This window comes from Cellulomonas soli, from assembly GCF_052036975.1.
Taxonomy (GTDB): domain Bacteria; phylum Actinomycetota; class Actinomycetes; order Actinomycetales; family Cellulomonadaceae; genus Cellulomonas; species Cellulomonas soli_A.
Genome location: NZ_JBQIAR010000009.1, coordinates 37,524 through 63,722 on the forward strand (window position 1 = coordinate 37,524; position 26,199 = coordinate 63,722).

The following is a 26,199-nucleotide window of genomic DNA, read 5'->3' on the forward strand; positions in this document are numbered from 1 at the left end:
GAACGGTGGGCGTGGGACGAGGAGTCCGACCCGGCCGGGCGCAACCCTCCGCCCGGTAGCCTGAGCGCTCTGACACGCGTGAGGAGACGCTGGATCGTGGACGGGCTGACGGAGACTGCCGCGCGGAGCCGGGACGGCAGCCCGCACGTGACGGACGAGCGGTTCAGCACCGTCTCGCACCTGTTCGCGACCTGCTTCGCCGTCATGGGCGCCGCGCTCCTGATCGTCCAGGCGAGCGCGCAGGGCGACCCGTGGAAGATCGTCGGGTTCGCCGTCTACGGGCTGTCGGTCGTGACGTTGTTCCTGTCCAGCACGCTGCACCACGGCATCGACGGCGGACCGAGGGTGAACGAGGTGCTGCGCACGCTCGACTACACGGCCGTCTTCCTGCTGATCGCCGGGTCGATCACGCCGCTGGTGCTGGTGCTCGTGCGCACGACGTTCGGCTGGACCGTCCTGGGCGCCGTCTGGCTCATCGCCGCGATCGGGATCGTGCTGCGATCACTCCTGCGCCAGCTGCCGAAGTACGTCACCAACACCCTGTACATCGCCCTGGGCTGGCTGCCGGTGGTGCTGGTCGGATCGGGCATGTCGGTGCCGGGCGGGGCGCTGGCTCTCATGGCAGCCGGCGGCCTGGTGTACTCGGCGGGGTTCGTGATCTTCGTGATCGAGCGGCCGAACCCCTGGCCGGGGGTCTTCGGCTTCCACGAGATCTGGCACGCGTTGGTGGTCGTGGCCGCCTTCCTGCACTACCTGCTCATGTACCTCTACGTCCTGCCGGCGTAGTCGCGGTCACGCCGCGGATCTCGACCCCAGCCACGGTTCGAGGACGTCCTCACGACCCAGCCACGGGTGCAGGCCTCGAGCGAACTCCGCGGGGGTCATGAGGATGTCCTCGAAGGCCGTGCGCAGGTTCTCCTGCCCTTCTCCGACGCCGGTGAAGACCAGGTGGGTGTGCGGAGACTGGCGGCCCCAGTGGCCCATGGCCCCGACCGAGAGCTGCCCGCCGGCGCCGTCCCACACGCAGATCGAGTCGGGGCGGCTGGGCACCCAGAACCGGCCGCGGCTGCGGTAGGGGCCGTTGCCCAGCCGGTGCACCTCGTCGAGCATCCGCTCCGGGTGCAGGGGCCGTTCACTGTGCAGCTGCACGGTCCAGACGCCGTGCGCCTCGGGGGCTGACGGAGCCGCGACGGCGTGCAGCGGGTCGAGGCGGCGCTCGGCCAGCCGGGCGTCGTGGTGCCGGCGCAGCAACTCCGCCACGTCGAGGGAGTACAGGCCGTCGACCCGCACGCCGTCGCCGGGCCGCACGTGGTCGATGAGGTCCGAGGCGGTGAGATCCTGCTGATGGCCGCCGTCGCCGGGTGGGGTGTCACCGGCGACGAGCAGCACGTCGGCGTGTCCGACCTGGGCGGCCAGGGCCTCGCCGACCGCGCGCCCGTCGTCCTGCGTCAACGCCAGGCCGCGTTCGCTGAGCAGGTCGTCACCGAGCAGGTCGTGCACGAACGTCTCGCGGTCCACGACCGCGAGGACGGCCGCGAGCCTCAGCCCGCGCAGTCGTCCGCCATGGCGCATCACCCCGTCCAGGGCGCGCGTGACGGGAAGTGACTCCGCCGCCACCGGCAGCGCCAGGATCACCGCGTCCCACCGTCCGTCCCGCGCCAGGCGCTCGAGCGTGGGCACGGCGTCCTCGCGCACCGAGCAGCTCAGGCAGGCGTGCTCGAGGGGCACGAGCACGTCCTCGTGCACACCGCTGGAGTCGAGGACGATCCGGCGGATGCCACCACCGTCGGGCCCGTCGACGATGTCGTGACGCAGGACCACGGTGCCGGGGCGGTCGACGACCACGGCGAAGATCGCCGAGTCGCGCAGGACAGGGTCGGTGGTCGCCAGCACGAGCAGGGGCTTGCGGATTCTCACGAGTGCTCCTTCAGGGCCGTCGTGGCGTGGTGGACGGGAATCACTCTAGCCGCTTGTCGATAACGAGTCTCATTACGTATGCTCCGTGGCATGTCAGCCCACTGCCAGGTCCTGGGGACCTCACCCGGCTTCGGCCACGCGATCTCGCACTCCCACCGGCGCACCAAGCGCCGGTTCGACCCCAACATCCAGCACAAGCGCTACTGGGTTCCCTCACTGGGCAGGCACGTGCGCCTCACCGTCAGCGCCCGCGGGATCAAGACCATCGACAAGCTCGGCATCGAGGTCGTCGTCGCCCGGATCCACGCCCGCGGGGAGAAGGTCTGATGGCCGCGCGCACCGACGTCCGCCCCGTCATCAAGCTGCGCTCCACCGCCGGCACCGGGTTCACCTACGTCACCCGCAAGAACCGTCGCAACGACCCCGAACGGCTCGTGCTGAAGAAGTACGACCCCGTCGTGCGACGGCACGTCGACTTCCGCGAGGAACGCTGAGATGGCCAAGAAGTCGAAGATCGCCCGCAACGAGCAGCGCCAGGAGACCGTCGCCCGGTACGCCGAGCGCCGCCGCGAGCTCAAGCGCGCCGCGGTGAACCCCCACCTCGGCGAACCCGAGCGGGCCGCAGCCCGCGCGGCGCTTCAGGCGCTGCCCAGAGATGCGAGCCCCGTGCGCGTGCGCAACCGGGATGTCGCCGACGGCCGCCCGCGCGGCCACCTCGGCAAGTTCGGGTTGTCACGGGTGCGTATGCGCCAGATGGCACACCGCGGCGAGCTGCCCGGTGTCACGAAGTCGAGCTGGTGAGGAGCACGACATGAAGCAGGGCATCCACCCCGACTACCGACCCGTCGTGTTCCGGGACGCCTCGGCGGACTTCGCGTTCCTCACGCGGTCGACCGCCACGTCCGATCGCACGATCGACTGGGAGGACGGCAACACCTACCCGGTCATCGACATCGACGTGTCGTGCGCGAGCCACCCGTTCTACACCGGCCGCACCCGCGTGCTGGACACCGCCGGACGCGTCGAGAAGTTCCGCCGGCGCTACGGCCTCGTCACACCCGACCCGTCCGAGGAGGTCCGATGAAGGTCCGCGCGTCGTTGCGCTCGCTCAAGCAGAAGGAGGGCACCATCGTGGTCCGCCGCCACGGGAAGACCTTCGTGATCAACAAGAAGAATCCCCGCTGGAAGGCCAGGCAAGGCTGATGGCAGTCCCCAAGCGCAAGCTCTCACGCAGCGGCACACGTGCACGCCGGTCGCAGTGGAAGGCCAGCCCTGCGCACCTCGTGCCCGCCCGCACCCCGGACGGCCGCACGGTCGAGGTGCCGCGACGCCTCGTCCGAGCGGTGGAACGCGGCCTCGTCGACCTCGGGTGAGCCCGTGCCACGACGTCACGGCCGAGCCGCACGGCCCGTGGCGACGAGCAGGTGGTGCGACTACTCCCTGCGCTGGTCGACGGCCTTGCGGACCAGCACCAGCGGGAGCAGGAAGGCCGCGAGCATCGTGGCGAGCCACACCACGAGGCCGGCGAGGAGCCACGTGCTCAGCCCGCTGATGGTGAGCCCGTCGGTGACCACCGCGGTGACCACCAGCGCGACGTAGGTCGCGATCAAGCCGGTGGCACCCATGAGCGCAGGCGCGTTCTTGCGCGTCGTCTTGAGGAAGAACGGCGCGAGCACGGCCTGCAGCACGGCGAAGATCACCACGACCCACACGAACGAGGCGGCCGTCACCGAGAAGTCGTCGAGCACGGCGTTCGCCACCAGCAGGCCGATCGCGGCAGCGGCCAGGAAGATCCCCGCACTGATCAGGAACCGGATCATGGGCCGACCGTAGCGCTGGTGGCCGTCTCGCACCACGGCAACGACCGGGCGGTGCGATGCACGCTCGCCGCGTCGGTGACGACCATCAGGTCAGTGGGGGCCGGGCTCGTACCCGGGGTGGGCGTGCCCACCGGCGTGCTGCCCCGTCTCGTGGTGGTAGAGCTGCAGGTCCGGGCCGGGGAACACGAGGCTCTCGTGGCCGTCGTCGAACAGCACGGTGTACGGCGGTCCGCCGTCTGCCCCCTTGACCTCGAGGATCCGGCCGTGGCGTTCGGACGAGCCGACGCTGCGACCGTGGACGACGACCTCGTCACCGACGGCTGCCTGCATGATGCCCACCTCCTTCACCCACGGTAGGCAGCGCCGGGCGCGTCCGCCATCGCTGGCGGGTTCGTGACCCCGCCGAGGCCGGGCCGGGCGTCCGGCTGTCACGGGTGCGTCGCGGGGCCGTCCTCGTGCGCCGGCTCGAACGAGACGAGCCAGCGGCGCAGCAGTTCCGCGAGCTGGGTCGCCTCGGCGGGACTCAGCGCAGCGACCAGGCGGTGCTCGTTGGCGATGTGCTCGGTGAACGCGGCGTCGAAGACCCGCTGCCCCTCGGCGGTGAGCGCGACGACCCGGCCGCGACCGTCGCGCTCGCTCGGCCGGCGGCTGACCAGGCCGGCGCGCTCGAGCCGGTCCACCCGCTTGGTCATCGCACCGGAGGTGACAAGGGTGTTCTCGGCCAGATCGCTCGGTGTGCGCTCGTAGGGCGCGCCGGCGCGGCGCAGGGTGGCGAGCACGTCGAAGTCACCCTCCCCCAGCCCGTGCTTCCGGTACACCGCGACGAGCTCGTCCGTCAGGTGAAGGCCGACCCGGTGCAGCCTGCCGATCACGCCCTGGGGTGAGACGTCCAGGTCTGGTCGTTCTCGCGCCCAGGCCTGCTGGATCCGGTCGAGCCGGTCGTGCGGAACCGTCATCCCGTCAGCCTATCTTCCACGGAAGCTATAGTGTCTTCCATGGAAGCGAACTGGCGTTGGTCGCTTGTCACCGCGATCGCCCCGATCACCTGGGGAACCACCTACTGGGTCACCCGGCACGCCCTGCCGCTCGACCACCCGCTGTGGGGTGCGGTGCTGCGCGCACTGCCGGCGGGGATCGTGCTGCTCGCCGTGTCCCGTCGCCTGCCCCGCGGCGCGTGGTGGTGGCGATCGGCCGTGCTCGGCACCCTCACCACCGGCGCCTTCTTCGCCCTCGTCTACGTCGCCGCGCAGCTGCTACCCACCTCGGTGGCATCGACCGTGATGGCCACCTCGCCGGTCGTGATGATCGCCGTCGCCTGGCTGCTGCTCGCACAACGACCGCGCGTGCTCGCCGTCGTGGGCGCCGCACTCGGGCTCGTGGGCGTCGCCCTGATGCTGCTCACGGCAGGCGCCGACGTCGACCCGTGGGGCGCGGCCGCCGCCGTGGCCGCCATGACCATGTCGTCGATCGGCTTCGTGCTGGCCACGCGATGGAGCGGCGGCGTCGACGTCGTGTCGTCGACCGCCTGGCAGCTGCTCGCCGGAGCCCTGGTGCTGCTGCCCGTCGCGGTGGCCGTCGAAGGCGCCCCGCCAGAGCTCGACACCCGAGCCCTGATCGGGTTCGCGTACGTCTCGCTCGTCGCCACAGCCGTCGCCTACCTGGCCTGGTACGCAGGGCTTCGGCACCTGCCCGCCGGCACGGTCGGACTGGTCGGGCTGCTCAACCCCGTCACGGGGGTCCTGCTCGGCACGCTCGTGGCGTCCGAACACCTGAACGCCCAGCAGACCGCTGGCGTCGTCGTCGTGCTCCTCGGGGTCCTGCTGGGCCAGCCGTCGATCGGCGCCACGCTGAGACGCTGGCGCTCACCCGCCGCGGAGATCAGTCCCAGAACTGCGGGAGATCGTCGTCCTCGGCCTGCAGCAGGAGGATCTGCGCCAGCGTCGTGCGCGACGCCCGCGGCGCCAACGCCGACCGGAACGAGGTCGCCTGGGGGAAGCTCGACTGCGGGAAGCTCTGCTGCGGGAGGGTCGGAACCGACGTCGTCGTCATGCTCATGCCTCCACGATCGTCCCCCTCTGACCACCCATCGATAGGACCTTCGACCCCGCGGACGGGTGAAGCCGCACACGTTCCGCGGGCCCTTCACCAGGGCCTGGGGAACACCTGGGAAGTGCATGACCTTCCTCCCGGAAGGACATGACGAAGGGCCCCGGAGACGCGCTCCGGGGCCCTTCGTGACGAGATCAGGACGAACGGTCTCAGACCGTGTCGCCACCCTTCTCGTCGCCGATCTTGTGCACCACGATCGAGTTCGTGGACCCGATCACGCCCACCGGCGAACCGGCCACGACGATCACGTAGTCGCCGACCTCGGCCAGGCCGTTGGCCCGCAGCATCTGGTCCACCTGCGCGACCATGGCGTCGGAGTGCTCGACCTGCGGCACGTTGTACGTCTGCACGCCCCAGCTGAGCGAGAGGACGTTGCGCACCGACTCGCGCGGCGTGAAGGCCAGCAGCGGGATCGACGAACGCAGGCGCGACATCCGACGCGCCGAGTCACCGGACTGCGTGAACGTGACGAGGTACTTCACGTCGAGCGCCTCGCCGATCTCGGCGGCCGCACGCGTGAGCGCACCACCACGCGTCGAGGGCGTCGAGCCGAGGGGCGCGATGCGCTCCCCGCCGAACTCCTCGGTGTTCTCGATGATCCGCGCCATCGTGCGCACGGCCTCGATCGCGTAGTCGCCGACGCTGGTCTCGCCCGAGAGCATGACCGCGTCCGCGCCGTCGAGCACCGCGTTGGCGCAGTCGGAGGCCTCGGCCCGCGTCGGGCGCGGGTTCGTGATCATCGACTCGAGCACCTGCGTGGCCACGATCACCGGCTTGGCATTGCGGCGAGCCAGCTCGACCGCGCGCTTCTGGACCAGCGGCACCTGCTCGAGGGGCAGCTCGACGCCCAGGTCGCCACGGGCGACCATAATGCCGTCGAACGCCTGGACGATCTCGTTGAGGTTCTCGACGGCCTGCGGCTTCTCGATCTTGGCGATGACCGGGACGACCCGGCCCTCCTCCTCCATGATCCGACGCACGTCGTCGTAGTCCGCCGCGGACCGCACGAACGACAGCGCGATGATGTCCGCGCCGATCTGGAGGGCCCAGCGCAGGTCCTCCTCGTCCTTGTCGCTCATGGCGGGGACCGACACGGCCACGCCGGGCAGGTTGATGCCCTTGTTGTTCGAGACCGGGCCGGGGACCTCCACGCGGGTCACGACGTTGTTGCCCTCGACCGCGGTGACCCGCACGAGGACCTTGCCGTCGTCGATCAGCAGCGGGTCGCCGACGCGCGCGTCCTGCGGCAGACCCTTGTGGGTCGTCGAGACGAGCTCCTTGGTGCCCGGGACGTCGTCGGTGGTGATGGTGAACACATCACCCACGGCGAGGTCGTGCTTACCCTCGACGAAGCGGCCGAGGCGGATCTTCGGTCCCTGCAGGTCGACCAGGACGGCGACCGAACGACCCGACGCCTGAGCGGCGTCGCGCACGTTCTGGTACACCTTGGCGTGCGCCTCGGTGTCGCCGTGGCTGCGGTTGATCCGTGCGACGTCCATACCGGCGTCGACGAGGGCCTGGATCTGCTCGGCGGACTCCGTGACGGGTCCGATGGTGCAGACGATCTTTGCTCTACGCATGAGGGCGAGCCTATTGCCTTCCTGGTGCAGGTGGTCGGTCCCAACGTCCCGGGGCCGACCGTGCCGGTCGGCGCTAGGGCGCAGGTCCGGGTGAGTCAGGGGCGCAGCGCCGCGGTGCTCGCCGAGACCGGCGTGGGCAGCTCTGTCGCCCCGGACAGATAGGAGTCGACGGCCGCCGCGACGGCACGTCCTTCGGCGATGGCCCAGACCACAAGCGACTGCCCGCGGCCCGCGTCACCGGCGACGAACACGCCGGGGACGGTGGTCGCGAAGTCGTCGCTGCGCGTGAGCAGCCCGCGGTCGGTCAGGCCGACACCGATCTGCTCGGTCAGCAACGACGTCTCCGGACCCGTGAAACCCATCGCGACGAGCACGAGATCCGCCGGGATCTCACGCTCGGTGCCCTCGGTCGGGACTCGACGCCCGTCCGGGAGGTACTCGGTGGTGGCCAGTCGCAGCGCACGCACGTGACCCGCGTCGTCCCCGTCGCCGCCGAGGAACGCCACCGTCGAGGCCAGGTAGCGGCGCTCGCCGCCCTCCTCGTGCGAGGACGACACCTCGAAGAGGATCGGGTCCGTGGGCCACGGCTGATGAGCCGGGCGCTGCGTCGGCGGCTGCTTGCCGATCGCCAGGGTCGTGACGGAGGCCGCCCCCTGGCGCAGCGCCGTCCCCAGGCAGTCCGAGCCGGTGTCGCCGCCTCCGATGATCACCACGTGCTTGCCCTCGGCGGTCACCTGACCGGGCACCGGGCGCCCCGCGGCGGCGGCGTTCGCCGGGTGCAGGAACTCCATGGCCGGCAGCACACCGTGCAGCTCACGCCCGGGGACCTGCAGCTCGCGCGGAACCGTCGCGCCGGTGGCTACCACGATCGCGTCGAACCGCGCCTGCAGCTGCGCCCAGGTCACGTCCCGACCGATCTCCACGCCCGGCCGGAAACGGGTGCCCTCGGCCTCCATCTGCGCCAGACGACGGTCGATGTGGTGCTTCTCGAGCTTGAAGTCCGGCACCCCGTACCGCAGCAGGCCGCCGATGGCGTCGTCCCGCTCGTACACCACCACGGTGTGCCCGGCCCGCGTCAGCTGCTGGGCGGCCGCCAGGCCCGCCGGCCCGGAGCCGACGACGGCCACCGTGTGGCCGGTGAGCCGCTGCGGCACCTGGGGCGTCACGTATCCCCGGTCGAAGGCCTCGTCGATGATCGAGACCTCGATGTTCTTGATCGTGACCGGCGGCTGGTTGATGCCCAGCACGCAGCTGGACTCGCACGGCGCCGGGCAGATGCGGCCCGTGAACTCCGGGAAGTTGTTCGTCGCGTGCAACCGGTCGATCGCGTCGGACCACTGCCCGCGCCACACCAGGTCGTTCCACTCGGGGATCAGGTTCCCCAGCGGGCAGCCGTTGTGGCAGAACGGGATGCCGCAGTCCATGCAGCGACCCGCCTGCTCCGTCAGGAACGGCTGACCCTCCTGCCGGTGGGCGTGCACTTCCTTCCAGTCACGCAGGCGCACCTCAACCGGGCGGTTGGGCGGCAGCTCACGCTCACGAACCTTGAGGAAACCCCGGTGGTCAGCCACGGGCCACCTCCAGGATCTGGTCCCACACCCCCGGTGCCGACGGGTCGAGGCCCTCGGCCTCGGCCTGCGCCAACGCGCGCCGCACACGGTCGAAGTCGGTCGGCAGCACCCGGGTGAACCGGGCACGGCTGGCCGGGTCGGTCAGCAGCTGCTCGGCCACCGGCGAACCGGTCTCCTGCAGGTGCGTGCGCAGCAGCCCGAGCACCAGCGTCCAGTCCTCGTCGTCCAGCGGCGCCAGCGAGAACTCCCCCGCCGCCAGTGCCGTCTGGTTGACCAGCGCCGGCTGCAGGTCAAGCACGTAGGCAGTGCCGCCGGACATGCCCGCGGCGAAGTTACGCCCCGTGCGACCCAGCACCAGGACCGTGCCGCCCGTCATGTACTCGCAGCCGTGGTCGCCCACACCCTCGACCACCAGGGTCGCGCCGGAGTTGCGCACGCCGAACCGCTCGCCTGACAGGCCGCGCAGGAAGATCTCACCGGTGGTCGCCCCGTACCCGATGACGTTGCCGGCCACGACGTTGTGCTCGGAGGCCAGCACCGCGGAGCGGTCGGGGCGCACCACGATGCGCCCGCCGGACAGGCCCTTGCCCACGTAGTCGTTCGCGTCGCCGAACAGGCGCAGCGTGATGCCCGAGGGCAGGAACGCCCCGAAGGACTGGCCGGCCGACCCCGTCAGGGTCACGTCGATCGTGTCGTCGGGCAGGCCCTCGCCGCCGAAGCGACGTGTGACCTCGTGGCCGAGCATCGTGCCCACCGTGCGGTTCACGTTGCGCACCGGCAGCGCGATCCGCACGGGCTCGCGGCGCTCGAGGGCGTCCGCTGCCAGGGCGATGAGCTGGTTGTCGAGCGCGCGCTCCAGACCGTGCTCCTGCGAGCGGGTGCGGTAGAGGGTCGAGCCGGGCGCCGGCTCCGGCACAGCCAGCACGGGTGCCAGGTCGAGCCCCTCGGCCTTCCAGTGGTCCACCGCGGCGCGGGTGTCGAGCAGCTCGACGTGGCCGACCGCCTCCAGCAGGGTCCGGAAGCCCAGCTGCGCGAGGATCTCGCGCACCTCCTGGGCGATGAACTCCATGAAGGTCACCACGAACTCGGGCTTGCCGGTGAACCGTCCCCGCAGCTCGGGGTTCTGGGTCGCCACGCCGACCGGACAGGTGTCCAGGTGGCACACGCGCATCATGATGCAGCCCGACACGACCAGCGGAGCGGTCGCGAAGCCGAACTCCTCGGCGCCCAGCAGGGCCCCGATCACCACGTCACGGCCCGTCTTGAGCTGACCGTCGACCTGGACGACCACACGGTCGCGCAGGTTGTTCAGCACCAAGGTCTGCTGGGTCTCGGCCAGGCCGATCTCCCACGGGGTGCCCGCGTGCTTCAGCGACGTCAGCGGGCTGGCGCCCGTACCGCCGTCGTGGCCCGAGATGAGCACCACGTCGGCGTGCGCCTTGGTCACGCCCGCCGCCACGGTTCCCACACCGAACTCGCTGACGAGCTTGGTGTGGATCCGCGCACGCGGGTTCGCGTTCTTGGCGTCGTGGATCAGCTGCGCCAGGTCCTCGATCGAGTAGATGTCGTGGTGCGGCGGGGGCGAGATGAGCCCCACGCCCGGCGTCGAGTGCCGGGTCTTGGCCACCCACGGGTACACCTTGTGGCCCGGCAGCTGACCACCCTCACCGGGCTTGGCGCCCTGCGCGAGCTTGATCTGGATGTCGTCCGCGTTGGTCAGGTACTCGCTGGTCACGCCGAACCGGCCCGAGGCGATCTGCTTGATCGCCGAACGTCGCCGCGGGTCGTGCAGACGCTCGGGGTCCTCGCCGCCCTCACCGGTGTTCGACTTGGCACCCAGCTGGTTCATCGCCACGGCCAAGGTCTCGTGCGCCTCGGCGGAGATGGACCCGTACGACATCGCCCCGGTGCTGAACCGCTTGACGATCTCGGAGACCGGCTCGACCTCGTCGAGCGGGATGCTCTCGCGCTCGCCCTCCTTGAACGCCAGCAGACCACGCAGGGTCATCAGCCGCGAGGACTGGTCGTTCACCCGCTGCGTGTACTGGCGGAACACGTCCATCTGCCGTGTGCGCGTGGCGTGCTGCAGGCGGAAGACCGTCTCAGGGTCGAACAGGTGGTCCTCGCCGTCACGACGCCACTGGTACTCGCCACCCACAGCCAGCCGCTGGTGCGGCTGACGGTTGCCGCTGGCCGGGTACGCGTCGGCGTGCCGCGCGGCCACCTCGGCCGCGATGACGTCCAGTCCGATGCCGCCCAGCCGGCTCGTGGTCCCGGCGAAGTACCGGTCGACCAGCGGCTGCGACAGACCGATCGCCTCGAACACCTGCGCACCGCGGTACGAGGCGATCGTGGAGATGCCCATCTTGGACATGACCTTCAGGACACCCTTGCCGAGCGCCTTGATGAGGTTCTTGACGGCCTTCTCGGGAGCGACGCCCGGCAGGTACCCGCCGCGCGCCAGGTCCTCGACCGACTCCATGGCCAGGTACGGGTTCACCGCGGCGGCGCCGTAGCCGATGAGCAGCGCGACGTGGTGCACCTCGCGCACGTCACCGGCCTCGACGACCAGCGAGATCTGCGTGCGCGTGTGCCGCCGCAGCGTGTGGTGGTGCACCGCCGACAGCAGGAGCAGCGACGGGATCGGCGCGAGGTCCGCATCCGAGTTCCGGTCGGACAGGACCAGGAAGCTCACGCCGTCGGCGATCGCCTGGTCGACCTCGGCGAAGATCTCCTCGAGGCGCGCCTCCAGCGCAGCACCGCCGCCGTCGACCTTGTACAGGCCCCGGATCGTGGTGGCACGGAACCCCAACGAGGGCTCCTTGGCCACGTGCACGACCTTGGCCAGCTGGTCGTTGTCGAGCACCGGGAACGGCAGCACGAGCTTGCGGGCGTGCTCCGGGCCGTCGACGAGCAGGTTCGGCTCCGGGCCGATCGCACCGCCGATCGCGGTGACCAGCTCCTCACGGATCGCGTCCAGCGGCGGGTTGGTGACCTGGGCGAACATCTGCGTGAAGTAGTCGAACAGCAGACGGGGGCGTGCCGAGAGCACCGCGACCGGCGTGTCCGAACCCATGGCACCCAGCGGCTCGGCACCCGTGGCGCCCATGGGGCTGAGGATGACCTTCAGCTCCTCCTCGGTGTACCCGAACGTGCGCTGCCGGCGGCGCACGGACGCCGCCGAGTGCGCCACGTGCTCGCGCTCGGGCAGCTGCTCCAGGACGACCGAGTGCTCACGCACCCACTGCGCGTAAGGCCGCTGCGCGGCCAGCTGGGCCTTGATCTCGTCGTCCTCGATGATCCGGCCCTGACCGGTGTCGACGAGGAACATGCGGCCCGGCTCGAGGCGGCCCTTGGCCACCACGGTCGCCGGGTCGAGGTCCAGCACGCCCGCCTCGGAGGCCATGACGACCAGACCGTCCTCGGTCACCCAGTAGCGGCCGGGGCGCAGGCCGTTGCGGTCCTGCACCGACCCGATGAGCGTGCCGTCGGTGAACGTGATGGCGGCAGGGCCGTCCCACGGCTCGATGAGCGTGGAGTGGTACTCGTAGAACGCGCGGCGGTCCGGGTCCATCTGCGCGTGGTTCTCCCACGCCTCGGGGACCATCATCATCACCGCGTGCGGCAGGGAACGCCCCGCCAGGTGCAGCAGCTCGAGGACCTCGTCGAAGCTGCCCGAGTCCGAGCCGCCGGGCGTGCAGACCGGCATGAGGGGGCCCAGGTCGCCGATGAGCTCGCTGGACAGCCGACCCTCACGGGCGGCCATCCAGTTGCGGTTGCCCCGCACCGTGTTGATCTCGCCGTTGTGCGCGATCAGACGGAACGGGTGCGCCAGCGGCCACGAGGGGAACGTGTTCGTCGAGAACCGCGAGTGCACCAGCGCGATCTCGCTCGCGTAGCGCGGGTCGGACAGGTCGGCGAAGAACGGCTCGAGCTGGCCGGTGGTCAGCATGCCCTTGTAGGTGATGGTGCGTGCCGACAGCGAGGCGAAGTAGACCCCGACCTCGCGCTCGGCCCGCTTGCGCAGCCGGAACGTGCGCCGGTCCAGGTCGATGCCTGCCAGCTCACGCGAAGGGTCGGCCACGACCAGGTGCCGGAAGTGCGGCATGGATGAGCGCGCCGTCGGACCGACCAGGTCCGCCGTGACCGTGACGTCGCGCCACGCGAGCACGTCGAGCTTCTCCTCGGCGGCGATGGCCTCGATGGCCTGCACCGCCCGAGCACGCTCGGCCTCGTCGACCGGCAGGAACGCCATGCCGATCGCGTACGACCCCGCCGGCGGCAGATCCGCGTCGACGACGTCGCGGAAGAACGCGTCGGGGATCTGCGTCAGGATGCCGGCGCCGTCGCCGGAGTCCTCCTCGGCGCCGACGGCACCGCGGTGGTCCAGGTTGAGCAGCGCCGTCAGGCCCGCGTCGACGATGTCGCGACCGGGGGTGCCACGCAGCGTGGCCACGAAGGCGAAGCCGCAGGCGTCGTGCTCGGCGGCCGGGTCGTAGAGCCCCGACGGACCAGGCGCGAAAGGCGCCATCATGGCTCCGGGGCTCGCGGGCGACGTCGACATCAGCACCGTCCTCACGGACCCCGACGGATCGGGGTCTAGCACGAACAAAGGGGGAACGTGTGGGACGCCGTCGGCCCAGCCGTGTGGCGACGATACAGCCCTGAAACACCGGGGCCGTAGCGTGCCTGGTGAGATGGAGCGCACGTGTCCGTGGGATCAGCCCACGGCACTCTGCGCGTCCTCCTCGTCGTCCTGCACGGCGGGGGGTGTGAGCAGGACGGTCGCCTCACGTCCGGGATGCCGGCGTCCGACCACCACGAACGCTACCAGCGCACCGAGGCACACGATGATCGACGTCCAGACGTTGAGCCGCAGCCCCAGCACGTGGTTGGCCGTGTCGATGCGCAGCAGCTCGATCCAGCCGCGACCGAGCGTGTAGAGCACGACGTAGAGCCAGAACACGCGGCCGTGGCCCAGCCGGAAGCGCCGATCGGCCCAGACCAGCACGGCAGCCGCCGCCAGGTTCCAGAGCATCTCGTACAGGAACGTGGGATGGAACAGCGTGCCGGGATCGACCCCCGGCGGCAGGTGAGCCGCGTCGATCTGCAGGCCCCAGGGCAGCGTGGTGGGCCCGCCGAAGAGCTCCTGGTTGAACCAGTTGCCCAACCGACCCAACGCCTGCGCGACCAGCAACCCGGGTGCCAGTGCATCGGCCCACGGCGGCAGCTTCACGCCCTGGCGTCGACAGCCGATCCACGCGCCGAGGGCACCGAACGCGACAGCGCCCCAGATGCCCAGGCCGCCCTCCCAGATCGCGAACGCGCTCCACGGGTCACCCCCCTCGCCGAAGTACTGCTGCGGCGAGCTGATGACGTGGTAGATCCGGCCACCGACGATCCCGAACGGGACCGCCCAGAACGCGATCTCCAGCACGTCGTCCGGCTCACCGCCACGCTGCGCCCACCGGCGGCGCGTGATCCAGATGGCGGCGGCAATGCCGAGCAGGATCGCCAGGGAGTACGCGCGCACGGGGAACGGGCCGAGGTGCCAGACACCCTGCGACGGGCTCGGGATGGAGCCCAGCAGCTGGCCGGGCAGGATCATGACGGCGAACCGACCGCAGGACGGACGACCGAGCGCACGCCGTCGGCCAGCGCAGCGGTAGTCCTGGCCAGCGGCGCCAGGCCCGTCCCGTCCTGGACACCCTCGCTGACCGCGCGAACCAGCGCCGAGCCGACGATGACGCCGTCGGCGTACGCGGCGACCTGAGCCGCCTGGTCGGGGCGCGAGACACCTAGTCCGACGCACACGTGCGCGGCTCCCGCCGCACGGGTCTGCGCGACGAGCCGCTCCGCTCCCGACCCGAGCGTCGCCCGCTCCCCCGTGACGCCCATGGTGGACGCCGCGTAGACGAACCCGCGGCACGCCGCGGCCGTCGAGGCCAGACGCTCAGGCGTCGAGCTCGGGGCGACCAGGAACACCCTGTCCAGCCCGTGCTCGTCCGAGGCGTCGATCCACACACCCGCCTCGTCAGGGATGAGGTCGGGTGTGATCAGGCCCGCACCACCGGCCGCCGCCAGGTCACGGGCGAAGGCCTCGACGCCGTACCGCAGCACCAGGTTCCAGTAGGTCATCACCAGGATCGGCGCACCCCGCCCGGCAACCTGCTCCACGGCCCGCAACGTGTCGCGCACCCGCACGCCCCCGCGCAGCGCCGTGTCCACGGCGTGCTGGATGACCGGTCCGTCCATCAACGGGTCCGTGTAGGGCATGCCCAGCTCGACCACGTCGGCACCGTTGTCGATGAGCGTGCGCACGGCCTCGACGGAGGTGGGCACGTCGGGGTAGCCCACCGGCAGGTAGCCGACGAGCGCAGCCCGTCCCAGGCCGTCGAGCAGGTCCGCCGTCTGCGACGGCACCACCGCAGCGGTCACAGCCGCTCCCCCTCCGTCGGCGTCGCCGCCGTGTCGTCCACCAGACCGAACCACGCCGCAGCGGTCGCCACGTCCTTGTCTCCACGACCCGAGAGGTTGACGAGCAGGATCGGCTCCTGCCCGTGCTCGACCGGCCAGGTCGACGCCTCCTGCCCCAGCAGGATCGCACCGGCCAGGGCATGGGCCGACTCGATCGCCGGGATGATGCCCTCCGTGCGGCACAGCAGCGAGAACGCGTCCATCGCCTGCTCGTCGGACACCGGCCGGTACTGCGCGCGCCCGATGTCGTGCAGCCACGCGTGCTCCGGGCCGACGCTCGGGTAGTCGAGCCCCGCGGAGACCGAGTGGCTGGGGATCGTCTGGCCGTCCTCGTCCTGCAGCAGGTACGAGCGCGTGCCCTGCAGCACGCCCGGCACCCCGCCCGAGAACCGCGCCGCGTGGTCGCCAGGGGTGATCGCGCGGCCGCCGGCCTCGAAGCCGAACAGGCGCACCGAGGGCTCGTCGAGGAACGCGTTGAAGATGCCCATGGCGTTCGAGCCGCCGCCCACGCACGCCAGGACGGCCTCGGGCAGACGCCCGGTCTCCGCGAGCAGCTGCGCGCGGGCCTCCTCGCCGATGATCTTGTGGAAGTCGCGCACCATCTCGGGGAACGGGTGCGGACCGGTCACCGTGCCCAGCAGGTAGTGCGTCGTGTCGACGTTGGCCACCCAGTCGCGCAACGCCTCGTTGATGGCGTCCTTGAGCGTGCGCGAGCCGATCGTCACCGGGATCACCTCGGCACCGAGCAGGCGCATGCGGGCCACGTTCAGCGCCTGCCGCCGCGTGTCCTCCTCGCCCATGTACACCGTGCACTCGAGGTCGAGCAGGGCGGCTGCGGTGGCCGTGGCGACTCCGTGCTGCCCGGCACCCGTCTCGGCGATGACGCGCTTCTTGCCCATGCGCTTGACCAGCAGCGCCTGCCCCAGCACGTTGTTGATCTTGTGCGAACCCGTGTGGTTGAGGTCCTCGCGCTTGAGGAACACCCGCACGTGCTCACCGACGTGAGCCGCGAACCGCGGGACCTCGGTCAGCGGGCTCGGACGGCCCGTGTACGTGCGGTGCAACCGGGCCAGCTCGGCCGCGAACGCCGGGTCGGCCTGCGCCTTGTGGAACGCGGTCTCCAGCTCGTCGAGCGCGGCGACGAGCGCCTCGGGGACGAACCGACCACCGAACTCGCCGAAGTAGGGGCCGGCATGCGTCGACAACGGGCCCTGCGCCTCCTGCATCGTGCGGTGCAGGTCCGTCGGCTCGGGACGCCCGCTCACTGGCGCACCGCCCGCAGCGAGGGGTGCGCGCCGGCGGCCACGAGGTCGGCCACGGACTGTCGCGGGGCGTCGTCCGTGACCAGCGCCTCACCGACCAGCACCGCGTCGGCACCTGCCCGGGCGAAGTCCATGACGTCGTGCGGACCGCGCACCCCGGACTCGGCGATCTTCACCACGTCCGACGGGATCGCCGGCGCCACCCGGGAGAAGGTCGTGCGGTCGACGTCGAGCGTCTTGAGGTTGCGCGCGTTCACGCCGATGACCCGGGCGCCGGCATCGACCGCCCGGGCGACCTCCTCGGTGTCGTGCACCTCCACCAGGGCCGTCATGCCCAGGGAGTGCACCCGCTCCACCAACGACTCCAGGACGGTCTGCTCGAGCGCCGCCACGATGAGCAGCACGAGGTCGGCGCCGTGCGCCCGCGCCTCCCACACCTGATACGGCGTGACCACGAAGTCCTTGCGCAGCACGGGGATGTCGACCTGCGCACGGACCGCGTCGAGGTCGGCGAGCGATCCGCGGAACCGCCGCTGCTCGGTGAGCACCGAGATGACGCACGCGCCGCCCTTCTCGTACTCGGCCGCCAGTGCCGCCGGGTCGGAGATCGTGGCGAGCTCACCCTTGCTCGGGCTCGAGCGCTTGACCTCGGCGATCACGGTCACCGCGTCGGCCACCTTGAGCCGGCTCACGGCGTCCAGGGCCGACGTGCGCCGGGCGGCCAGCTCCTTCAGGGCCGCCAGAGGCGTCGTCGCCTCGCGCACGGCCAGGTCTTCCCGTACCCCTGCGACGATCTCGTCCAGCACGGTCGCCATCGGCGTCACCCTTCCCCTCGTGCGGCCACCCCGACATGCCCCCTGGGCGCGGCGGCCGTCCCTTGCCATCGTAGAGGGGTGACGAACGGCACTTGACCACGGGGTCGATGGGTGGGACGCGGCCCCGCGCGGGTCAGCCGACGGACGACGACTGCGTGATCGCGAACGGCAGGGCGACCCCGAGCACGAGCAGGAAGCCGAAGAGCACGACGAGCACGGCCGTCAACGCGATGGACACCCAACCCAGGATGATGCCCGCCGTGGCGAGGCCGCCGTTGTTGGCCTCTCCCGCCGCCACCGCACGCTGGGCGTTCCGGCCGACGATGACCGCCGGGATGCCCGTCACCAGCATGCAGCCGAGCACGAGGCCCGCCAGGCCCAGCACGAACGACCAGACGGCGAGGTCGTTCTTGGGGTACGGCTGCACGGAGGCGCCCTGCGGGTAGGCAGCCTGGTACGGGGCCTGCGGGTAGGTACCTTGGTACGGGGTCTGCGGGTAGGCACCTTGGTACGGGGTCTGCGGGTAGGCACCCGGCTGGTACGGGGCCTGCTGAGGGGCGACCGGCGGCGGCTCCGGTGCGCCGGGCACCGGGCCGACGGCGGCACCGCTCTCGGCGGGGGGCTGCGGTTCTGCGGAGGCGGGCTGGTCCGACATGGGACTCCTTCGTACGGGTCAGGGACCGAGGAACGGCTGCCAGGCTGGCAGGTTGCGCGCCACCGCGAACACCAGCAGCACGGCCAGCCCACCGATGCCCCACCGCGGCGAGAGCGGGCGGGCAGGGCTGCCTGCCCGACGCCGGGCCACCCACCGCACCCACATCACCACGAGCAGCGGCGTCAGCGCCACCCACAGCGGGTTGTGCGCCCACGCCCCCGCGAGATCACCGTGCACCAGGTCGTCAGTGGCGCGCAGCGCGCCGCAGGCAGGGCACGCCCACCCCGTCAGCACCCGCAGCGGGCAGAACCCCAGGCTCCCGCCCACGTGCGGGTCGCGCCAGACGACCACCGCCGTCAGGCCCGCAGCGACCGCGGCCATGGCGAGGGGCGGTCCCCACCACCGCGTGGTGGGGACCGCCCCGTGGGCACCAGAACCAGCGGGGAGCAGGTCCCCTCCGACCTCGGCGCCCGGCACTGCGCAGCTCCCCGTCAGTACGTGGAGTCGTAACCGGCGTTGAAGGAGTCCACGAACGTGTCCCAGTTCAGTGCCAGGTACACGACGCTGAGCACCCAGAAGGCCAGGGTGATCCACGCGATCACGATGCCCGCAGTGGTCAGGCCGCCGTTGTTGGCCTCACCGGACGCGACCGCCTTGCGCGCCTTGGCACCGACGATCAGCGAAGGGATCGCGGTGAACGGGCCGCACAGCAGGAAGCCCACGATGCCGAGCACGAAGGTCCACACACCGAGGCTGTTCTTGGGGTACCCCATCGGTGCGTAGGCGCCCTGTCCGTACTGCGGCGCACCCAGGTACTGGCCGCCCGGGTACTGGGGTGCGCCGGGCTGCGGCGCCGCCGGGTACTGGGGAGCAGCCGGGTACTGCGGTGCGGCCGGGTACTGGGGCGCCGCCGGGTACTGCGGTGCTGCGCCAGGCTGGGCAGGCGGCGGTGTGGCGCCAGGCTGCGGAGCCTGGCCGCCCACGGCGAACGGGTCCTGCGGCTGGTCGGGAGTCGACAACGGTCCTCCTCGGATCGTGGTGCGCGGGCGGGAGCGTCCGCGCAGGGTCGTGTGGCGGGGTGGGTCACGTTCGCCGCCCTGGGTGGGCGGCCTGGCTCAGTGCGCCGCGCCGGCCTGCCGGGCGAGCGTCTGCGCCCCGCCCTGGCCGTAGCCGAGCACCTGGAGCACCTTGCCGAGCACGAGGCCGAGCAGCATGACCGCCCCACCCGACCACGCCAGCCAGGCCAGCGCGGCGACCATGCCGACGGCGGCCACCACGGCGCCCAGGACCACGACGATGGTCGTGGTCCACGCGGCGGTGGTGTGTCCGTGGTTGGTGGGTGCCACGCTCGGCGGCAGGTGCACCGACTCGGTGCGGGTGGCGTGCTGCGCGCGGTGCGCGAGGGTGTCGTCAGTCATGGTGTGCCCTTCGTGCTCGGTGCTGCCACCACCCTAGCGGACCAGGACGAACGTCCTCCGGCGATGGTGCGGCAACTCAGCTCGGGTCGTCGCCGCGGCTGAGGGCGTCCCACACGGCCCGATCGTCCTCCGGCGCGGCGGCGGGCGCCGCCGGTGCGCTCTCGTACCGGCGGCTCGGCACCGGCCAGCGCCGCGCGGCCCGCAGCAGCCACCCCGCCCCGAGCACCACCAGGACCCCGACGGCCACCGCCATCCACGGCCACGGCGACGTCGCCACCGGACCGACGAACGCACCCACCCCCGTCACCTCGACCACCACCGGGCGGATCGCGGCCGGGGTGTCCCGCAGGACGAGCACCGTCGAGACGACCACCAGCAGGCCGGCGGCGGCCACGACCGCACCCACGACCCACCGGCCGGCCCTGCCCACCAGCGCCACCGCACCGGCCGCCGCGAGCAGCACCACAGCGGCCGCCATCCCCGACGGCGAGACCGCGGTCCCCGTGGCCACCACCGTCACACCCCCCTGAGCGGCGGACGTCCCCGTCACCGTGAGCCACGTCGGCACGTGCACCAGCGCGGTCAGAGCGGCCAGCGCTGCCAGGACGAGGACAGCACGCCCACGGCGCGCGCGGCCACCCGCCGCCGGTCGGGTCGCGTCCGGGGCGTCGCTCACCTCGCGGCTGACCGCAGCCGCGCCGCCAGCTGCACGGCCCGCACGGCAGCGGCGGCCTTGTTGCGCGACTCGGCGTACTCCAGGCCGGGCACCGAGTCCGCCACGATGCCGCCGCCGGCCTGCACGCTGGCGCGCCCGCCACGGATCAGCGCCGTGCGGATGGCGATCGCCATGTCCATGTCGCCGGCGAAGTCGAAGTACCCGACCGTGCCGCCGTAGATACCGCGTCGGGCCGGCTCGATCTCGTCGATGAGCGCGATGGCGCGCGGCTTCGGCGCGCCCGAGAGCGTCCCGGCCGGGAACGTCGCGATCAGCGTCTCCAACGCCGACGCCCCGGCCCGCAGCCGCCCGACCACCGTCGAGCAGATGTGCATGATGTGCGAGTAGCGCTTGACCGCCATGAACTCGACGACCTCGACCGAGGCCGGGTCGCACACCTTGACCAGGTCGTTGCGGGACAGGTCGACGAGCATGATGTGCTCGGCGCGCTCCTTGGGGTCGGCCAGGACCTCGTCGTGCAGCGCGCGGTCCTGCTCGGGGGTGGCGCCGCGCGGGCGCGAGCCGGCGATCGGGAACGTCACCACCCGCCCGTCGGTCACCTTCACCAGGGTCTCCGGGCTGGAACCGACGACGGCGAAGTCCTGCCCGTCGGCGTCCTGCAGCTGCAGGTAGTACATGTACGGGCTCGGGTTGATGGTCCGCAGCACGCGGTACACGTCGATGGGCTCGGCCGGGCAGTCCAGGTCGAGGCGCTGCGAGAGCACCACCTGGAACACGTCGCCGTCACGGATCGCCTCCTGCCCGCGACCCACCCAGGCCTCGAACTCCTCCTGCGTCGAGCGGAACTCGAGCTCGGGCTCGGCGACGTCGACCAGCGCCGCCAGCGCGGGCTGCGGCGGGTGCGCGAGCGCCGCCTGCATGGCGTCGAGCCGGGCCAGCGCGTCGGAGTACGCCTCGTCGACGCGCTCGTCGGTGTCGTCGAAGTTGATCGCGTTCGCCACCAGCCACACCGACCCGTCCTGGTGGTCGACCACGGCCAGGTCGGTGGCCAGCAGGAGCGTGACCTCGGGTACCCCGAGCTCGTCGGGTGCCCGGGCCGGCAGGGTGGGCTCCCAGTGCCGCACGACGTCCCAGCCGAGCGCCCCGACCAGGCCACCCGTCAACGGCGGCAGGCCAGGCACGGCCGGGGTACGCAGCACCTCCAGGGTGCGCGCGAGCACCTCGAGCACGTCGCCCTCCGTCGGCACACCGACGGGCACGTCGCCGACCCACACCGCGCGCCCCTCCCGCACCGTGAGCGTGGCCCGCGAGCGCACGCCGACGAACGAGTAGCGCGACCAGGTGCCGTCCGACTCGGCGGACTCCAGCACGAAGGTGCCCGGGCGTCCGGCCGCGAGCTGCCGGTAGAGCCCCACGGGGGTGACGTCGTCGGCGAGCAGGCGCCGGACCACGGGGACCACACGCCGGTCACGCGCCAGCGCGCGGAAGCCCTCGAGCAGGGGCCAGGTGGTACCCCAGGGGACCTGCGCCGTGGTGACGTCGGTGGCGGCCGCGCTCATCGGTCTCCTTCGGTGGCGGGGATGGCTGGGGTCGTGCCAGGGGTCGTGGCCGGGGGCATGTCCGCCGACCCGGCGGGAGCAGAGCCGACGAGGACGCTCAGCGGTCCACCGGCCTCGAAGCAGGTGCGGGTGCCCGTGTGGCAGGCGGCGCCGACCTGGTCGACCTCGACCAGCAGGGCGTCACCGTCGCAGTCGAGGCTGACGGCCTTGACGTACTGGGCGTGGCCGGAGGTGTCGCCCTTGCGCCAGTACTCCTGGCGCGAGCGGCTCCAGAACGTGACCCTGCCGGTGGTCAGGGTGCGGTGCAGGGCCTCGTCGTCCATCCAGCCGACCATGAGGACCTCACGGGTGTCGTGCTGCTGCACGACGGCGGCGACCAGGCCCGCGTCGTCGCGACGCAGCCGTGCCGCGACCGCGGGGTCGAGCCGGGCGTCCTCGGCGGGTCGGGGTGTCTGCGGGGTCGTCGTGGCGGGCACGCGACGATCCTGCCACGCCCGTCGCCGGTGGCACGGCCCGGTCCACCCACCGCGCGACCACCGGGCCCCGACGCTCCGCCGGTCAGCGGGTCTGCGAGACCCAGGCGCCGTGCATGGCCGCGTACCGGCCGCCACGGGCCAGCAGCTCGGCGTGGGACCCCTGCTCGACGACCGCGCCGGCGTCGACGACGACCACGTGGTCGGCCGCCTCGGCGGTGGACAGGCGGTGCGCGATGGTGAGCGTGGTGCGTCCGCCCGCGAGCGAGTCCAGGGCGTGCGCGATCCGCACCTCGGTCGCCGGGTCGACGGCGGAGGTCGCCTCGTCGAGAAGAAGGACGTCGCCGTCGGCGAGGTAGGCACGAGCCAGGGCGACCAGCTGACGTTCGCCTGCCGACAAGGACTCGCCGCGCTGTCCGACGGGTGTGTCCAGTCCCTGTGCGAGCTCGTCGACCCAGGGCTCCAGCCCGAGGGCCCGGACGGCCTCGCGCACCCGCGCATCGGCGTCCGCCGTCGCGGTCGGGCTGCTCTCACGCAGGCCGTAGGCGATGTTGTCGCCGACCGTGCCGTCGAACAGGAACCCCTCCTGAGGTACCAGCACGACGCGGCGCCGCAGGCTCTCGCCGCTCAGGTGCCGCAGGTCGACGCCGTCCAGCAGCACCTGGCCGTGCGAGGGGTCCACGAAGCGGGCCACGAGGCGGGCGATCGTCGTCTTGCCCGATCCTGTCGCGCCGACCACCGCGACCGACGACCCGGCCGGCACCCGCAGGTGCACGTCGCGCAGCACCGGGGGGCCGTCCGGGTACGCGAACGCCACACCGCGCAGCTCCAGGTCGGCCGGACCCCGCGGGGAGTCGACCGCGGCACCGTCCGGCTCGGCGACCTGCACCGGCGTCTCGAGCACACCGAGCACCCGACGCCAGCCCGCGACCGCGTTCTGCAGCTCGTTGAGGATCTCGGTGGCCATCTGCACCGGACCGGTGAACAGCTGCACGAGGAACAAGAACGCCAGGAGCCGCCCGACCGACACCTCACCGGCCATGCCGAGGCGGGTCCCCGCCACCACGACGACGGCGAGCACCAGGTTGGCCACCAGGACACCGCTGGCGAACACCACGGAGACCAGGGTCTGGGCGCGCACCATGGCCTCACGCGTGGCGCGCACCGCGGTGTCGATGCGCCGCTGCGTGCGGTCGGCCACGCCGTACGACCGGATCGTCTCGGCGCCCACGACAGCCTCGGAGACGGCGCCGAGCATCGCCCCGACCCGCTCCCGCACCGCGGTGTACCGGCCGTTGACGCGCTTCTGCAGCGGCGGCAGCACGAGCATCAGCGGGACGAAGCAGGCCCACACCAGCAGCGCCAGCTTCCAGGAGTAGAACGCCATGAGCGCCGTGGCCACGGCGACCTGCAGGACCGAGACGAGCAGCATGATGCCGCCCCACTGGACGAACAGCGAGATCGTGTCGACGTCCGAGGTGACACGGGACACCAGCGAGCCGCGCCGCTCGGAGCCCTGGGTGAGCACCGACAGGTCGTGCACGTGCCGGAACGCCCGGGTGCGCAGCGTCAGCAGACCAGCCTCCGACGCGCGGAACAGCCGCACGTTGACCAGGGCGGTGCACCCCGCGCCGATCAGGAGCCCGACTGCCGCCACTGCCGCGGTCACCGCGACACGCTGCACGTCAGGACCGCCGGCGGCGAGCACTCCCCCGTCGACGGCCTGCTGCACGGCCACGGGGACGAGCACCTTGCCCAGGGCCGCCAGCACGGCCAGCACAGCGGTCAGCACCCACCCGCGGGTGAGCTCGGGTGAGACCTGCAGCCCGCGACGGATCGTGGCCATCACGCCCAGGGTGCTGGCCGGTGCCATGCGGTGGTCGGGGGCCGGTACCTGCCCGGTGCTCATCGTGCGTCCTCCGTCGCCTCGTCCTGGACGCCATGGTCGGCGTCGTCGCCGGTCGACCCCGCCGTGTCGCGGGCCGAGGCACCGTCCGCAGCTCGGCGCGCGGTCTCGCGTGCGTAGGCCGTGGCCAGCTCCCGGTAGCCGCGATCGCGGGCGAGCAGCTCGGCGTGGGTCCCCCGGTCCACGACCCGGCCGCCCTCGAGATGCACGACCTCGTCGGCCAGCAGCACCGAGGACATCCGGTAGGCCACCAGGAGCACCGTGGGCCCGTCCGCACCGGCGGCCCGGACCCCGGTGAGGATCCGCTGCTCGACCTCGGGATCGACCGCCGAGGTCGCGTCGTCGAGGATCAGCACACGCGGGTGCCGGACGAGGGCCCGCGCCAGGGCCAGCCGCTGCCGTTGGCCGCCGGAGAGGTTCGCGCCGCGTTCGCCCAGCGGTGCGTCGAGGCCACCCGGCAGGGCACGGACGACCTCGTCGACGCGCGCGGCCGCCAGCGCCGCCCAGACCTCGTCGTCGTCGGGTGCGCCGGGGTCGTCGGGGTCGGCGAGCGTCACGTTCCCCCGCACGGTGTCCTCGAAGATGAAGGTGGCCTGCGACACCAGTGCCACCCCGTGCGCCAGGTCGGCGGGCCGCACGTCGCGCACGTCGAGGCCGTCGACGGCGACCCGGCCCTGCGTGGGGTCCGCGAGGCGGCTCACCAGCGACACCAGGGTCGTCTTGCCCGCACCCGTGGGACCGACGACGGCCACGACCCGACCCGGCGCGAGATCCAGGTCCACACCGTCGAGCAACCGCGCGGGCCCCTGCACCGTCGGAACGTCGTAGCCGACACCGGCGAACGTGACGCGCGCACCACCCGGCCCCGGGTTCCAGGGCGTGTCGCCGGCGGGGATCGCCGGGCGCGCGTCGAGGACCGCCGAGAGCCGGTCGTGACCGACCAGGGCGCGCGGCATGTCGCCCAGGACCCAGCCGAACGCCCGCACCGGGACCGCGAGGAGGGTCAGCAGGTACGCGGCCGCGACCACGTCGCCCGTCCCGATCCGCCCGGCGTGCACCTGCACCGCGCCGACCACCAGCACCAGCAGCGTGCCCAGGTTCGGCAGGAGGTCGATCACCGGGTCGAAGAACGCCCGCACCACCCCGACCCGCACGTTGGCGTGCCGCAGCGCATCGGCTCGCTCGGCGAACCGCGCCTGCTCCCGGTCCTGGGTGCCCAACGACTTGACCAGCACGGACGCCTCGAAGGACTCGTGGGCCACGTCGGCGACCTCACCGCGCAGCTGCTGCGCGTGCGCGATCGCCGGGGACATCCGGCGCTGGAACACCAAGTTGGCCACCACGGTCAACGGCAGGACGACGAGGGCCGCCAGGGCCAGCCACACGTCGGTGCGCAGCAGCGCGACGGTCGCCACGACCACCATGACGACCACCCCGAGCGCGAACGGCAACGGGTTGAACACGCTGGTGGCGGCCTCCACGTCGCTCGAGGCGTGCGAGAGCAGCTGGCCCGTGGGGTGGCGACGGTGCCACGCCATCGGCAGCCGCAGGTACTGCCGGGTGATCCCCGTGCGGTGGTCGGCCTGCAGGTCGGCGTAGCCCATGCCCGCGAACACCCGCCGCCCTGCCACGCCGAGGGCGAGCGTCAGCGCGATGAGCGCCAGAGCCGCACCCGCCCACCACAGGTCCGCCTGCGCGGCGGTGTCACCGCCGATGGCGGGGACCACGACACGGTCGGTGACCATGCCCAGCACGCGACTGACGGCGACCGTCGTGGCCCCGAAGACCGCGGAGGCACCCACGGCGGCCGCATAGGTCCACGGGTGGGCGCGCATGCCGCGCCACAGCAGCTGCGTCGCACGTCGCGGGATCGAACCTGTCAGGGCTGCCGGTGCCGGCTGGACCCGCGTACGCATGACGAACCTTCCACGACGAGCAGGGGGACACCGCACTCTCTCACG

General features: G+C 72.1%; 28 protein-coding genes. 8 read left to right on the forward strand and 20 right to left on the reverse strand.

The features are described 5' to 3' along the window. Window positions 1–96: 96 nt before the first annotated feature. Window positions 97–786: a PAQR family membrane homeostasis protein TrhA gene (gene trhA / locus ACTHAM_RS10935; RefSeq protein WP_440687291.1), complete on the forward strand. Its 690-nt coding sequence runs from the start codon at window positions 97–99 to the stop codon at window positions 784–786. Window positions 787–792: 6 nt separating this feature from the next. On the opposite strand, the gene ACTHAM_RS10940 is transcribed toward trhA, so the two are convergent. Continuing rightward, the gene (locus tag ACTHAM_RS10940) at window positions 793–1,917 is read right to left on the reverse strand and encodes a CobW family GTP-binding protein (protein ID WP_440687293.1); all 1,125 of its coding nucleotides are present in this window, start codon (window positions 1,915–1,917) and stop codon (window positions 793–795) included. Window positions 1,918–2,007: 90 nt separating this feature from the next. On the opposite strand from ACTHAM_RS10940, the gene rpmB reads away from it, so the two are divergent. From rpmB to rpmF, 6 genes are read left to right on the forward strand one after another with little or no spacing between them, the layout of a single operon-like run. After that, window positions 2,008–2,244 (forward strand): 50S ribosomal protein L28, encoded by a 237-nt coding sequence (rpmB, locus tag ACTHAM_RS10945; protein ID WP_440687295.1) that lies wholly within the window; start codon window positions 2,008–2,010, stop codon window positions 2,242–2,244. Then, complete coding sequence (rpmG, locus tag ACTHAM_RS10950) at window positions 2,244–2,411, forward strand: 50S ribosomal protein L33 (protein WP_440687297.1); 168 nt, start codon at window positions 2,244–2,246, stop codon at window positions 2,409–2,411. Before rpmB ends, rpmG begins: the two co-directional genes overlap by 1 nt. 1 nt (window position 2,412) lies before the next feature. Continuing rightward, window positions 2,413–2,718 carry a 30S ribosomal protein S14 gene (gene rpsN / locus ACTHAM_RS10955; RefSeq protein ID WP_440687299.1) on the forward strand — a complete coding sequence of 102 codons (306 nt, stop codon included), beginning with the start codon at window positions 2,413–2,415 and terminating at the stop codon, window positions 2,716–2,718. 10 nt (window positions 2,719–2,728) lie between these two features. Then, window positions 2,729–3,001, forward strand: coding sequence for a type B 50S ribosomal protein L31 (locus ACTHAM_RS10960; protein WP_440687301.1), 273 nt, complete (start codon window positions 2,729–2,731; stop codon window positions 2,999–3,001). Beyond that, window positions 2,998–3,120, forward strand: coding sequence for a type B 50S ribosomal protein L36 (ykgO, locus tag ACTHAM_RS10965; protein WP_440687303.1), 123 nt, complete (start codon window positions 2,998–3,000; stop codon window positions 3,118–3,120). The genes ACTHAM_RS10960 and ykgO overlap by 4 nt, the downstream gene beginning before the upstream one ends. Continuing rightward, entirely contained in the window at window positions 3,120–3,290 is a 171-nt protein-coding gene (rpmF, locus tag ACTHAM_RS10970) for a 50S ribosomal protein L32 (RefSeq protein ID WP_440687305.1), read from the forward strand. The genes ykgO and rpmF overlap by 1 nt, the downstream gene beginning before the upstream one ends. 60 nt (window positions 3,291–3,350) lie before the next feature. On the opposite strand, the gene ACTHAM_RS10975 is transcribed toward rpmF, so the two are convergent. The 3 genes from ACTHAM_RS10975 to ACTHAM_RS10985 all read right to left on the reverse strand — a co-directional run bounded on the left by ACTHAM_RS10975 (window position 3,351) and on the right by ACTHAM_RS10985 (window position 4,693). Continuing rightward, the gene (locus ACTHAM_RS10975; protein ID WP_440687307.1) at window positions 3,351–3,737 is read right to left on the reverse strand and encodes a hypothetical protein; all 387 of its coding nucleotides are present in this window, start codon (window positions 3,735–3,737) and stop codon (window positions 3,351–3,353) included. A 90-nt stretch (window positions 3,738–3,827) separates the two neighbouring features. Next, window positions 3,828–4,067: a DUF1918 domain-containing protein gene (locus tag ACTHAM_RS10980; RefSeq protein ID WP_440687309.1), complete on the reverse strand. Its 240-nt coding sequence runs from the start codon at window positions 4,065–4,067 to the stop codon at window positions 3,828–3,830. 98 nt (window positions 4,068–4,165) lie between these two features. After that, window positions 4,166–4,693 (reverse strand): MarR family winged helix-turn-helix transcriptional regulator, encoded by a 528-nt coding sequence (locus ACTHAM_RS10985; protein WP_440687311.1) that lies wholly within the window; start codon window positions 4,691–4,693, stop codon window positions 4,166–4,168. A gap of 39 nt (window positions 4,694–4,732) precedes the next feature. Here ACTHAM_RS10985 and ACTHAM_RS10990 point away from each other — a divergent pair, with 39 nt between their 5' ends. Continuing rightward, entirely contained in the window at window positions 4,733–5,830 is a 1,098-nt protein-coding gene (locus tag ACTHAM_RS10990) for an EamA family transporter (protein ID WP_440687313.1), read from the forward strand. A gap of 165 nt (window positions 5,831–5,995) precedes the next feature. Here ACTHAM_RS10990 and pyk read toward each other — a convergent pair whose 3' ends face one another. From pyk to ACTHAM_RS11070, 16 genes are all read right to left on the reverse strand, one after another. Further along, a complete protein-coding gene (pyk, locus tag ACTHAM_RS10995) occupies window positions 5,996–7,426 on the reverse strand; it encodes a pyruvate kinase (protein ID WP_440687315.1) in 1,431 nt (476 codons plus the stop codon). Window positions 7,427–7,521: 95 nt separating this feature from the next. Continuing rightward, entirely contained in the window at window positions 7,522–8,997 is a 1,476-nt protein-coding gene (locus tag ACTHAM_RS11000) for a glutamate synthase subunit beta (protein ID WP_440687317.1), read from the reverse strand. Beyond that, window positions 8,990–13,561, reverse strand: a complete 4,572-nt coding sequence (gltB, locus tag ACTHAM_RS11005) for a glutamate synthase large subunit (RefSeq protein WP_440687319.1) — start codon at window positions 13,559–13,561, stop codon at window positions 8,990–8,992. Before gltB ends, ACTHAM_RS11000 begins: the two co-directional genes overlap by 8 nt. 156 nt (window positions 13,562–13,717) lie before the next feature. Further along, window positions 13,718–14,605 (reverse strand): prolipoprotein diacylglyceryl transferase, encoded by an 888-nt coding sequence (gene lgt, locus ACTHAM_RS11010; RefSeq protein ID WP_440687321.1) that lies wholly within the window; start codon window positions 14,603–14,605, stop codon window positions 13,718–13,720. Further along, window positions 14,602–15,435, reverse strand: coding sequence for a tryptophan synthase subunit alpha (gene trpA, locus ACTHAM_RS11015; protein ID WP_440687323.1), 834 nt, complete (start codon window positions 15,433–15,435; stop codon window positions 14,602–14,604). The genes lgt and trpA overlap by 4 nt, the downstream gene beginning before the upstream one ends. Next, complete coding sequence (gene trpB / locus ACTHAM_RS11020) at window positions 15,432–16,700, reverse strand: tryptophan synthase subunit beta (RefSeq protein ID WP_440687530.1); 1,269 nt, start codon at window positions 16,698–16,700, stop codon at window positions 15,432–15,434. Before trpB ends, trpA begins: the two co-directional genes overlap by 4 nt. 35 nt (window positions 16,701–16,735) lie before the next feature. Continuing rightward, window positions 16,736–17,551: an indole-3-glycerol phosphate synthase TrpC gene (trpC, locus tag ACTHAM_RS11025; protein WP_440687325.1), complete on the reverse strand. Its 816-nt coding sequence runs from the start codon at window positions 17,549–17,551 to the stop codon at window positions 16,736–16,738. Between the two features lie 133 nt (window positions 17,552–17,684). Then, window positions 17,685–18,206: a DUF4190 domain-containing protein gene (locus tag ACTHAM_RS11030; protein ID WP_440687327.1), complete on the reverse strand. Its 522-nt coding sequence runs from the start codon at window positions 18,204–18,206 to the stop codon at window positions 17,685–17,687. Window positions 18,207–18,224: 18 nt separating this feature from the next. After that, a complete protein-coding gene (locus tag ACTHAM_RS11035; RefSeq protein WP_440687329.1) occupies window positions 18,225–18,587 on the reverse strand; it encodes a DUF2752 domain-containing protein in 363 nt (120 codons plus the stop codon). Window positions 18,588–18,697: 110 nt separating this feature from the next. Then, the gene (locus tag ACTHAM_RS11040) at window positions 18,698–19,225 is read right to left on the reverse strand and encodes a DUF4190 domain-containing protein (RefSeq protein ID WP_440687331.1); all 528 of its coding nucleotides are present in this window, start codon (window positions 19,223–19,225) and stop codon (window positions 18,698–18,700) included. Between the two features lie 96 nt (window positions 19,226–19,321). Continuing rightward, window positions 19,322–19,624: an HGxxPAAW family protein gene (locus ACTHAM_RS11045; RefSeq protein ID WP_440687333.1), complete on the reverse strand. Its 303-nt coding sequence runs from the start codon at window positions 19,622–19,624 to the stop codon at window positions 19,322–19,324. 76 nt (window positions 19,625–19,700) lie between these two features. Continuing rightward, the gene (locus tag ACTHAM_RS11050) at window positions 19,701–20,300 is read right to left on the reverse strand and encodes a Trp biosynthesis-associated membrane protein (RefSeq protein ID WP_440687335.1); all 600 of its coding nucleotides are present in this window, start codon (window positions 20,298–20,300) and stop codon (window positions 19,701–19,703) included. Beyond that, complete coding sequence (locus tag ACTHAM_RS11055; protein WP_440687337.1) at window positions 20,297–21,859, reverse strand: anthranilate synthase component I; 1,563 nt, start codon at window positions 21,857–21,859, stop codon at window positions 20,297–20,299. Before ACTHAM_RS11055 ends, ACTHAM_RS11050 begins: the two co-directional genes overlap by 4 nt. Then, window positions 21,856–22,335, reverse strand: a complete 480-nt coding sequence (gene hisI, locus ACTHAM_RS11060) for a phosphoribosyl-AMP cyclohydrolase (protein ID WP_440687339.1) — start codon at window positions 22,333–22,335, stop codon at window positions 21,856–21,858. Before hisI ends, ACTHAM_RS11055 begins: the two co-directional genes overlap by 4 nt. An 82-nt stretch (window positions 22,336–22,417) precedes the next feature. After that, the gene (locus ACTHAM_RS11065) at window positions 22,418–24,241 is read right to left on the reverse strand and encodes an ABC transporter ATP-binding protein (RefSeq protein WP_440687341.1); all 1,824 of its coding nucleotides are present in this window, start codon (window positions 24,239–24,241) and stop codon (window positions 22,418–22,420) included. Beyond that, a complete protein-coding gene (locus ACTHAM_RS11070) occupies window positions 24,238–26,154 on the reverse strand; it encodes an ABC transporter ATP-binding protein (protein WP_440687344.1) in 1,917 nt (638 codons plus the stop codon). The genes ACTHAM_RS11065 and ACTHAM_RS11070 overlap by 4 nt, the downstream gene beginning before the upstream one ends. Window positions 26,155–26,199: the final 45 nt, after the last annotated feature.

Coding starts and splice junctions, on each gene's coding strand:
- rpmB (WP_440687295.1), top strand. CDS start 2,008: ATGTCAGCCCACTGCCAGGTCCTGGGGACCTCACCCGGCTTCGGCCAC.
- rpmG (WP_440687297.1), top strand. CDS start 2,244: ATGGCCGCGCGCACCGACGTCCGCCCCGTCATCAAGCTGCGCTCCACC.
- rpsN (WP_440687299.1), top strand. CDS start 2,413: ATGGCCAAGAAGTCGAAGATCGCCCGCAACGAGCAGCGCCAGGAGACC.
- ACTHAM_RS10960 (WP_440687301.1), top strand. CDS start 2,729: ATGAAGCAGGGCATCCACCCCGACTACCGACCCGTCGTGTTCCGGGAC.
- ykgO (WP_440687303.1), top strand. CDS start 2,998: ATGAAGGTCCGCGCGTCGTTGCGCTCGCTCAAGCAGAAGGAGGGCACC.
- rpmF (WP_440687305.1), top strand. CDS start 3,120: ATGGCAGTCCCCAAGCGCAAGCTCTCACGCAGCGGCACACGTGCACGC.
- ACTHAM_RS10975 (WP_440687307.1), bottom strand. CDS start 3,737: ATGATCCGGTTCCTGATCAGTGCGGGGATCTTCCTGGCCGCTGCCGCG.
- ACTHAM_RS10980 (WP_440687309.1), bottom strand. CDS start 4,067: ATGCAGGCAGCCGTCGGTGACGAGGTCGTCGTCCACGGTCGCAGCGTC.
- ACTHAM_RS10985 (WP_440687311.1), bottom strand. CDS start 4,693: ATGACGGTTCCGCACGACCGGCTCGACCGGATCCAGCAGGCCTGGGCG.
- ACTHAM_RS10990 (WP_440687313.1), top strand. CDS start 4,733: ATGGAAGCGAACTGGCGTTGGTCGCTTGTCACCGCGATCGCCCCGATC.
- pyk (WP_440687315.1), bottom strand. CDS start 7,426: ATGCGTAGAGCAAAGATCGTCTGCACCATCGGACCCGTCACGGAGTCC.
- gltB (WP_440687319.1), bottom strand. CDS start 13,561: ATGTCGACGTCGCCCGCGAGCCCCGGAGCCATGATGGCGCCTTTCGCG.
- lgt (WP_440687321.1), bottom strand. CDS start 14,605: ATGATCCTGCCCGGCCAGCTGCTGGGCTCCATCCCGAGCCCGTCGCAG.
- trpB (WP_440687530.1), bottom strand. CDS start 16,700: ATGCAGGAGGCGCAGGGCCCGTTGTCGACGCATGCCGGCCCCTACTTC.
- trpC (WP_440687325.1), bottom strand. CDS start 17,551: ATGGCGACCGTGCTGGACGAGATCGTCGCAGGGGTACGGGAAGACCTG.
- ACTHAM_RS11030 (WP_440687327.1), bottom strand. CDS start 18,206: ATGTCGGACCAGCCCGCCTCCGCAGAACCGCAGCCCCCCGCCGAGAGC.
- ACTHAM_RS11035 (WP_440687329.1), bottom strand. CDS start 18,587: ATGGCCGCGGTCGCTGCGGGCCTGACGGCGGTGGTCGTCTGGCGCGAC.
- ACTHAM_RS11045 (WP_440687333.1), bottom strand. CDS start 19,624: ATGACTGACGACACCCTCGCGCACCGCGCGCAGCACGCCACCCGCACC.
- ACTHAM_RS11055 (WP_440687337.1), bottom strand. CDS start 21,859: ATGAGCGCGGCCGCCACCGACGTCACCACGGCGCAGGTCCCCTGGGGT.
- ACTHAM_RS11065 (WP_440687341.1), bottom strand. CDS start 24,241: ATGAGCACCGGGCAGGTACCGGCCCCCGACCACCGCATGGCACCGGCC.
- ACTHAM_RS11070 (WP_440687344.1), bottom strand. CDS start 26,154: ATGCGTACGCGGGTCCAGCCGGCACCGGCAGCCCTGACAGGTTCGATC.